This window comes from Ensifer sp. ENS08 (assembly GCF_014852195.1).
GTDB lineage: Bacteria > Pseudomonadota > Alphaproteobacteria > Rhizobiales > Rhizobiaceae > Ensifer > Ensifer adhaerens.
Map to the genome: position 1 here is coordinate 1 of NZ_JACVBF010000050.1, position 804 is coordinate 804.

At 63.2% G+C, this 804-nt stretch carries 1 protein-coding gene; it reads left to right on the forward strand.

Features of this window, described 5'->3' with window-relative positions:
- On the forward strand, positions 1-804 hold an 804-nt coding region (locus tag IB272_RS34450; protein WP_192445891.1), incomplete at both ends, for a glycine C-acetyltransferase.

Below are 804 nucleotides of genomic sequence, written 5' to 3' on the forward strand. Positions count from 1 at the left end.
CTGGCCGAGGCCGGCAAACAGGCGCTCGACCGTTACGGTTACGGCATGGCCTCGGTGCGTTTCATCTGCGGCACGCAGGAGGAGCATAGACAGCTGGAGGCACGCATTTCGTCCTTCCTCGGGCTGGAAGACACGATCCTCTATTCCTCCTGTTTCGATGCCAATGGCGGCCTGTTCGAAACGCTGCTCGGCGAAGAGGATGCGATCATCTCCGATGCGCTCAACCACGCCTCGATCATCGACGGCGTGCGGCTGTCGAAGGCCAGGCGCTTCCGCTACGCCAACAACGACATGGCGGCGCTGGAGGAGGAGCTGAAGAAGGCCGAGGGCAGCCGCTTCAAGCTGATCGCCACCGATGGCGTCTTCTCGATGGATGGCATCATCGCCAATCTTAAGGGCGTCTGCGATCTCGCCGACAAATATGGCGCCATGGTCATGGTCGACGACAGCCATGCGGTCGGTTTCGTCGGGAAGAATGGCCGTGGCTCCGCCGAACATTGTGGCGTCGAGGGCCGGATCGACATCATCACCGGCACGCTCGGCAAGGCGCTCGGCGGCGCTTCGGGCGGCTACACCTCGGCCAAGGCCGAAGTCGTCGACTGGCTCAGGCAGCGCTCGCGCCCTTATCTGTTTTCCAACACCCTGGCGCCGGTCATTGCCGCCGCCTCGCTCAAAGTCTTCGACCTGATCGACAACGGCGATGCCTTGCGCGAACGGCTCTATGCCAATGCGAGCCTGTTTCGCACCGAGATGACCAAGCTCGGCTTCACGCTGGCCGGCGAGGGCCACCCGATCATCCCGGTG